Source organism: Simkaniaceae bacterium (genome assembly GCA_021734805.1).
Lineage (GTDB): Bacteria > Chlamydiota > Chlamydiia > Chlamydiales > JACRBE01 > Amphritriteisimkania.
Genome location: JAIPIG010000051.1, coordinates 1 through 8,479 on the forward strand (window position 1 = coordinate 1; position 8,479 = coordinate 8,479).

The 8,479-nt window shown below is 40.9% G+C and carries 6 protein-coding genes and 1 tRNA gene; 2 read left to right on the plus strand and 5 right to left on the minus strand.

Features of this window, described 5'->3' with window-relative positions; genetic code table 11:
• Positions 1-335: hypothetical protein (locus K9M07_07820; protein ID MCF7853126.1), on the minus strand; the 335-nt coding region annotated here is incomplete at its 3' end.
• Between the two features lie 60 nt (positions 336-395).
• Positions 396-713, minus strand: coding sequence for a hypothetical protein (locus K9M07_07825; protein ID MCF7853127.1), 318 nt, complete (start codon positions 711-713; stop codon positions 396-398).
• A gap of 77 nt (positions 714-790) precedes the next feature.
• On the opposite strand from K9M07_07825, the gene K9M07_07830 reads away from it, so the two are divergent.
• Positions 791-1,804 (plus strand): hypothetical protein, encoded by a 1,014-nt coding sequence (locus K9M07_07830; GenBank protein ID MCF7853128.1) that lies wholly within the window; start codon positions 791-793, stop codon positions 1,802-1,804.
• Here the strand turns inward: K9M07_07830 and K9M07_07835 are convergent.
• From K9M07_07835 to pheS, 3 genes are all read right to left on the minus strand, one after another.
• On the minus strand, positions 1,801-5,133 hold the full coding sequence (locus tag K9M07_07835) for an FAD-binding protein (GenBank protein ID MCF7853129.1): 3,333 nt from the start codon (positions 5,131-5,133) through the stop codon (positions 1,801-1,803). The two genes, K9M07_07830 and K9M07_07835, sit on opposite strands and share 4 nt — an antisense overlap.
• Before the next feature lie 413 nt (positions 5,134-5,546).
• Positions 5,547-5,631 (minus strand) — tRNA-Ser (locus K9M07_07840).
• Positions 5,632-5,712: 81 nt separating this feature from the next.
• The gene (pheS, locus tag K9M07_07845) at positions 5,713-6,741 is read right to left on the minus strand and encodes a phenylalanine--tRNA ligase subunit alpha (protein MCF7853130.1); all 1,029 of its coding nucleotides are present in this window, start codon (positions 6,739-6,741) and stop codon (positions 5,713-5,715) included.
• A 112-nt stretch (positions 6,742-6,853) separates the two neighbouring features.
• Here pheS and K9M07_07850 point away from each other — a divergent pair, with 112 nt between their 5' ends.
• Positions 6,854-8,380, plus strand: a complete 1,527-nt coding sequence (locus tag K9M07_07850; protein MCF7853131.1) for an AMP-binding protein — start codon at positions 6,854-6,856, stop codon at positions 8,378-8,380.
• Positions 8,381-8,479: the final 99 nt, after the last annotated feature.

Below are 8,479 nucleotides of genomic sequence, written 5' to 3' on the forward strand. Positions count from 1 at the left end.
AGTGCAAATTCATTTTTTATACCCCCCGACGTAAACCCAATCATTTGCAGACCAAAAAAAGTTGTGAAAGGCATTGCTAAAACTAAAAAAAACATAAGTTTTGTCCCTATATATTTATAGCAAGATTCATAGGGAAGCCAAATACTACAAACACTCAATACACATACTTGCATGACTAGATTAAATTCAGAGTGCTCCATAAAATAAAATATGTGAGCAATAGAAATTGCAATTGCAAATATAATAGTAGCAATTGAATTCACACGCCAAGCTCTTAGCCATTTTTTGCGTATCGTTGAAGAGAGATCCGGTTCTTGAACTAGTGTTTCCGACATCATTTACCTTGCTAAAGATCAATATTGCCAAAATTAACAACTTCTTTAAAAACAGGCAACCTATTCTTGTATCTCTTCGAGATCCTCTTGGAGTTTTTGATATCCGGATGCTGTCTCATGCGTTGTATAGTTATGAAAATCTGTTTCAAGCTTTTTCTTTTCAGCTATGAGCTCTTTATTGACGAGTGCTGCAGCACTATCTCCCATTGCTTGCAGAGCTTTTGACATAACATCTTTAAGAACAACTTTCTTGTGAACCTCTTTTGATGAGTGGTACTCATTCAAAGCTTTAGAAAAAAGTGATACGGATTCATGAAATTCTTTTTGATATTCCACTCTTTCTTTGGGAGAGGGATCCCCTTCAATACCTTGTACCATATATTCACCTGCATTTTCTTTCGTTGTAAAGAAAATGTCCTTTTTTTACCATGAGTCACTATTTACAATGGAAAAATATGCGCTTTTTTTTATGGCTACTTCTCTTTACTTCATTCTCCCTTGGGGCTGTTGAAGCGATCAAATCCCCTGCTGAAATTCAAGCAGAGTTAGATCAGGCTCAAGCAGAGTTTGATCAAGCAAAAAAGATGTTTAACCCCTACTTTGCCGGCCCCTTGATCACCGGCTCTGCCCACAATACCCCTCCGGGTAGCTTTAACATCCAGCCTTATCTTTTTCTAACAGACATCTATGGGGCATACTCAAGTAACCGAAAAGTGATTTCTGCACCTGACTTTTGGCAAATTAACCCCCAGTTTTTATTTCAAACAGGGATCACTCAGTGGCTCGATATCACTCTGGTTCCTCAAGGAGTATATAACAACCACAAAAATGCTCAAGCAGTCTACTGGTCTGATATGGGGATCACCTTAGGATTTCAACTCCTTAAAGAAACCCCCTATATTCCGGCCCTACGCCTCACTTTCACTGAGACATTCCCCACCGGACGCTATGAAAGACTCAACCCGGCAAAATTTGAAACGGATGCAACCGGAACAGGCTCCTTTCAATCGCAATTATCGTTAAATATTTCAAAGGTGCTTTGGACATTTCCACTTCACCCTATGCAATTAAGAGGGAATATCATCTATAATATCCCATCAAATGTCAGTGTCAGTGGATTCAATACCTATGGAGGCGGATATGGAACATCAGGAACTGTCTCACCCGGATCTACCCTGCAGTTTGATGCCTCAATTGAAGTGAGCATTGTTCAAACGTGGGTCTTTGCACTCGATATGATTTACAAGACTTTTGGTGCAACCCACTTTAGCGGAACAAATGGGATCAAAACAGATGGCAGCGTAGCGACAAATTCTCTCCCATCCGGAGATCAATTTAGCTTAGCCCCCGCCATTGAATACAACCCCTCCGAGCGACAACAATTCATCATTGGCCCATGGTTTACCGTCACAGGCCGTAACTCGGCAAGCTTTGTTTCTCTTGTCCTCAGCTATGAATACAATTTTTAGAATGTGCCTGACGAACTATGCATAAACTCTAAGCGAACACCTTTCTCTCTAAGCTCTTTCATAACTGAACTCAGCTTTGGAAGCGAAATCTTCGCTTGATGCAAAGTTGTTCCACATTCAAAATTGCTCCAAAAGGCAATACAATCTAGACCTTCAATTCCTGACAACTCCGTCCCAATAGGGGCATCCAGTCTGAGCTGTGTCGTCTCTTGGCCGGCCATGTCATGAATCGTAATATCATGTTCAACACATTTTTTAGCAAGTTCAGTTAATTCATCAAACTGACGCGCTTCAATGATTGAGTATGACCCTTTTCTATTTAAAACTTTAACTCTAGGATCGATTTCAACGATTTTATTTTCAGGATCTTCAATTACAATTTGGATTGGTAAAGGACGGTCATCTAAAGATGCCCCAAAAACTGACATAACAACAGATGAGATTGCTGCTTTGATGGCATATTCTGCTGTCATGGTTGTGCCAACGAAAACAATCATCCAAAAATAAAAGGATGATACAATATCTGATAACGAATGATTTTTAAGTTCATGAGCAAAAGCTTTATGAAAAACCTTCCAAAAGGTTTGAATATGCTCTATAAAACGGAATTCATAAAAAGGTGAATGCCTTACAAAAATTGCATATTGCTCTGCGGATAGAACATTTTGCCATTCGGCGGCCTGAAAGCTCATTCCGACTTGATCACCAATATATTCTTTTCGAAGGTGCGCCATCGCTTTAACTTCATCTAAGGTATAATCCGTATCGTCATCTTTCTCAAACCGAAGCGCAGTGTTTTTTGTTGGATCTCCATCCCTTTGAAGCCCCTCACCTTTGAGGATGAACCCATGCTCTTTCATAATACCGACCCAGTCTTCAACTGATCTAAAGTGACGAACTTCCTTCATTTCCGTTTCAAAAGAATCCCCATCTGAGGCATTAACAACGGTATGCGCAAAAGTAGCGGCTCTTCTAACCCTCTCGCTTGTCACGTCATGCTCTCTTAAAATAAATGTACCACCGCGCCGTAAAATACGATGGATGGACTCTATAAAAGGGGATAATTCCGTATCGGATATATGATGTAGTCCCTTGAATGCCGTAACAAGATTAACACTATCAGAAGCGACATCTTCTTCACGAATAGGTTGATATGTTAAAGAGTTAATGACTTGATCATAAGGAGCAAAAAGCCCCCCCTCAACAATATCTTTTACCGTACGACCAATAGCCCCTTCGCGATTCGGATTATAAAGTATAACGCGTCCTTTTAAAGGGCGTGTATGAGTCAATTCGCGAATAAATCTCAAATCATCAATAGCTACGTACCCATCAATCATCTCATCTTTAGGCATTAAGGCATCAAATTGCCCACCTATTGCCTTAATTTGTTTGCGGAGGGTCTCTAAAGTAGCTGAAACGGTCATTAACAAACCAAATTGAGCTTGGCTAAACCGTTTTGATAACTCTTCGTAAACTTCTTTATTTGTTCTAGCGTGGATTAAAATACTATCGAGAATCTGAAAAAACTTCTCTTTGTCTGCATGTTTGAACACGACATCAAAAAACTGACTTAAATCCTCTCTTGTCTCTTTTTTGCTAAATAAATCTCGATAAAAGCGGTCACTACGTGTGATTTCCGGAAGGGCTTCCGGAAGATAGTCAAAAGTAAATCCCGATACAAAAAGTCCATCAGGATCGTACTTCATTTTCACCTCAGCTGCACCATCCCATTCCGGATGAGCCGCTTTAAACTGCTCTTCGGTTGCAAAATGCATATACGGGAGATAATATGTCCCTTTGTGATCAATCAAATAATCTGTAACCCTGCTTACCCATTTTGAAGTCTTTTCAATTTCATCCGGGGCCATAGACTGAGAAAAACAAAGAACAATAGCATACTGATCGCTCTTTTTAGCATAACTCAAAGCAGAAGAGCTATCCTTAGGAACATACCGAATTGATGCATTAAATAAGGCAACGTCATTTTCTTTAAGAACATCTCTTAAAAACCCAATGAAATCATCGAGTTCCTCTTTTGGAACGAAATATTCTTGAAGCCAATCAGACCTTGATTTTACATGATTAAACATCGCTTGGATGGGAAAAAACATATGCTGATTGCGTCTTGCAACTTTAGGAGTTAAAAGATCTCGTTTTTTAGCTTCCCAACCCAAACCTCTTACGTAAGCCCTTCTTTGAGCATACCCAAGTGCAATGCGATCAACAGAGCTCCCCTCAGGATCGAGCTCTGCCGGAATTGTAGATTTATCAGCCCTTGCTTCATAAGGAGTATAGTATTCAGCGAGAACTTCTCCAAATAGATTCTTAGGATCTAATGAAAGCGCGCCTAGCATCATATGGACTGAAGAATCTCTAATTTTTCCCTCAAAATAATCGGCATAGCTTCCTTCGATCACTTCGCCTTCTCTGACCATTTTGGTATTCTCTATCAATTTAAGTGTCACACCGAGAATGATACCAAATTGACCAAGACCACCAACGACATGCTCAAAAAGTTCATCGCCCGGTCTCACATTGTACAACAATCCGTTGCTACTGATCACTCTCATTGATTCAATTGTATTTCCCAAAGCACCGGCGCGAATATCCCATCCATGACAATTAATCCCTATTGATCCACCAACACTAAAAACATTAGAAGCCTGCATAGTTTGCACTGATAGTCCTTCTGCATCACAAGCTTTTTGCACATCAAACCACGTAGCTCCTGCCCCGACATAAGCAATTTTATCTTCCTTTCGGACATCGACCCTATTGATTTTCTTAAGATCAATATTGATTGTTTCAAAGCCACCCGGAAGAATTTGCTTACCTTGAGAAAACCCGGCACCTGATATTGTGATTTTTTTACCGGTGCTTTTGGCTTCTTTAATAATTTCTCCAATTTCCTCATAACTTTTTGGATAGCGAATATCCACTTTTGCATGATAGAGCTGACCATAGGGGGTCAACTCATTTGCCTTTGAACTACACTCAGGAATGAAATGATGGGAAACTGTTCCGGGAGCTGCCATATCAGAAATTAAAGAGAGAAAGGCTGCGCCAAAATGCCTCGCAGCTGAAAGGGCCGTCTTAGCGGCACTATCTTGCAATGTACTTTTTTGATCACCTGCAATCAAAGAACCGGCCCACATAACCCCCGATGCACCTAAAAGTGTCACGCTATCAAAAATAGACGTAACGGAAAAAGCCAAAACCCCCATGCGGGTCGCTACGGCTGAAAGTAATAACCCGCTTACCGTATCAGAACGATTAATTGATAATTGATCGATATAACTCGCAACTGAATCTGAAAAATGAGACATAACAACCTAAATAATTTTGTAAAAACAAACATTATAACATAACAAACTTAATTAAATAAGTTGTAATAAAAACTTTAATTTGCTCAGAAACCACCAGGGAATTTTATACCGAAATGAAATGAAAAATTGGGATTTTAGCTTTGATGGCACAACTTCTAGTTCAGATAAGACTTCTATCTCATGGGACAATTTCTTAAGACATTTAGCCGCATTGAAGGAAGCCCATCCGATCGCAGCTTAAACGGAGGCCCAGCAGGCTTTTGCCTGCTCTGGATTCTCAACCCTTTGTAGGGGGGATTGGCTTCGGCTTCGCCTTCGGTCCCCTTCCGGGGACTACTACTATCACTACGTTCGTGTCCCATCCTACCTCTTCCGAAACAAAAAAAGCAGGCTTTTGCCTGCTTTTTTTGTTTCGGAAGAGGTAGGATTCGAACCCACGGACCCTTGCAGGTCTTCAGTTTTCAAGACTGACGCATTCGGCCACTCTGCCACTCTTCCTTGAGTTTCAATCGCTTTGATTGCAATAATATAAACAATTTACTTCTAAAATCTCAAGCGAAATTAGAAAAATATTATTCTTTATGGAAATTGCCGAAGAAAGCGCATGTCGTTTTCCATAAAAAGTCGGATATCAGGAATGCCGTGACGCAAGAGGCATAGGCGTTCGATACCGGCTCCCCATGCAAATCCGCTGTAGATATCGGGATCAAGTCCCCCTTCGCGCAAGATTTCGGGATGGACCATTCCGGCGCCACAAACTTCAAGCCATCCGGTATGTTTACATAAAGAACAGCCCGCACCATCACAAGATGTGCAGCGAATATCGATTTCTAATCCGGGTTCGACGAAAGGAAAGTAACTAGGACGTGTGCGAATCTCGACCTTCTTTTTAAAAAGGCGGGAATAAAACTCTTCTTGCGTCGCTAAAAGATCTTTAAATGTGACATTTTTATCAATATATAGACCATCGAATTGATGAAAAATCACATGCGAGCGGGAAGAAATGGTTTCATTGCGATAGCATTTGCCCGGACTGACAATACGAATGGGTGGATTTGCTGCTTGCATGATCCGTTGCTGAATATTGGTTGTGTGAGAACGCAAGAGAAGTTCAGGGGTGACATAATAGGTGTCTTGCATATCACGAGCAGGATGATCCTCAGGATAATTAAGTCCGCCGTAGTTATAGTATTCACTATCGAGTTCCGGAGAATATTGAACGGAAAATCCCATCGAAATCAAGATGTCAAGCACTTCATCGAGCATTTGAGGAACAATATGCGATCCGCCCAGTTGTGTGCGGCGTCCGGGCAAAGCAATGTCAACCTCTTCATGCGCAAGTTGATCATTGATTTCCAAATCTTTTAAATGCGCATGTTGCTCATCAATTTTTTTAGCAATCAGCACCTTGAGATCATTAATAGCGCGCCCCATATGAGGCCTTTCTTCATTTAAGCAACCCTTTAAACTCTCCATTAAAGCGGCAATTGGTCCCCGCTTACCGAGATATTTGATTTTAAGGTCCTCGAGATCTTTCGCTTTTGATGCCTGTAAAAGGTCTTTTTCAAATGCGACTGAAAGTTTTTCAATATCTGATATCACACTCATGCTCTTTTTCATTGCCTATTGAGAGGTTGAGTTTAATACAAGTTTGAAATTAAATACTAGAATCAAAATCTTTAAAAATTCTATAAGTTCCTTCACGATTTTTGGAGGTTATATGAGTCTTTGCACAGCATCCCCTAAACTCCCTTTGGATTCTCCTTTACACGAGAGAGAAGAATATCAATATAGTTTTTCCTTAAGAAACCCGATCCCTTCTCATATTGCACAAGCCGCTTTTGCGCTATTTCTACACCGAACAACCGGGCAAGATGACATTGCTTTCACTAAAGCAAACCAGTTGGTTTGCTCAACGCTTGACGAAACAATTTCTTTGGATGCATTTTCTTGTTCATTGAAAATAGCCGAGGGTCAAAATCAAATAGAATTTTCCGATACCACTCCCCCCACAGCTGAATTTGGGCTGCACTTAGAAGAGGGATTGATACATTTATATGACTATCCCAAAAAACATCATCCGGACACTCTACATCGATGGGCGCAACATATTGAAAATATTGCACAGGGAATGATTCAAAGCCCCTCATCCAAAGCAAAAACATTCAGCTACATCACCCAAGAAGAAGAAAATCTTGTGTGTGATCAATGGAATCAAACAAAGAAAGAATATCCTCTTGATAGACTTTTATACCAACGCATTGAAGATCAAGTCTTGCTCACCCCAAATGCAGAAGCTGTCCGCTTTTTAGAGCGCTCAATGAGCTACACTGAGCTCAATGCAAAAGCTAACCGGCTAGCTCATTTTTTAAGGCAACAAGGAGTGAAGAAGGAAACATTGGTTGCCGTTTGCATGGAACGCTCCATTGAACTTGTTATTGCACTACTTGGCATTTTAAAGGCAGGTGGCGCCTATGTCCCCATGGACCCAAGCTACCCGAAAGAGCGTCTTAAGTCGATTTTATCTGATTCTAAATCGCCATTTTTAATCACTCAAGCATCTTTGCAAACTCATTTTAGACATGACTTGTCAATGCAGATTTGCCTCGATGATTTGCATTTTTTAGATGCGTTTAGTTCCACAAATCCGGAATCAATCAATACACAAAAAGATCTCTGTTATGTGATTTATACGTCCGGTTCTACGGGAAAACCCAAAGGCGTTGGCAATGTGTATGAAGGAGTTGTGAATCGCATCTTATGGATGCAAGACACTTATCGGCTCTTATCATCAGACCGTGTTGTGCAAAAAACCCCTTTTGGGTTTGATGTGTCAGTGTGGGAGTTTTTCTGGCCTCTCATGTTCGGAGCCACTTTGATCATGGCGAAGCCGGGTATCCACAAAGACGCAGAAGCCTTAGCTCAACTCATTGAGGATGAAAAAATCACAACCATCCATTTTGTCCCCTCAATGCTCGATTTATTCTTAGAGGTGTGCTGCGAAGGCAAATGCCCCTCCTTAAAGAGAGTCTTTACAAGTGGAGAAGCGCTTCCTAAAAGTCTCGAGCGCCGCTTTTTTCAACAATTGAATACCTCTCTTTATAATCTATATGGTCCCACAGAAGCCGCTATTGATGTCACCTATTGGAATTGCGACCCAAATGATCCAAGGGAAAGCGTCCCCATTGGCTACCCCATTGCCAATATACGCGATGTGCGAGTTTTCCTGACGGAAAACTGCACATGAAATAATTGAAAAAATGACATGCCTGTTGGCACACTGTTTTGAGCTTAACCGAAACAGGAGTGCAAGGCATGTCAATCGATGATTTTATCATAACGGTCT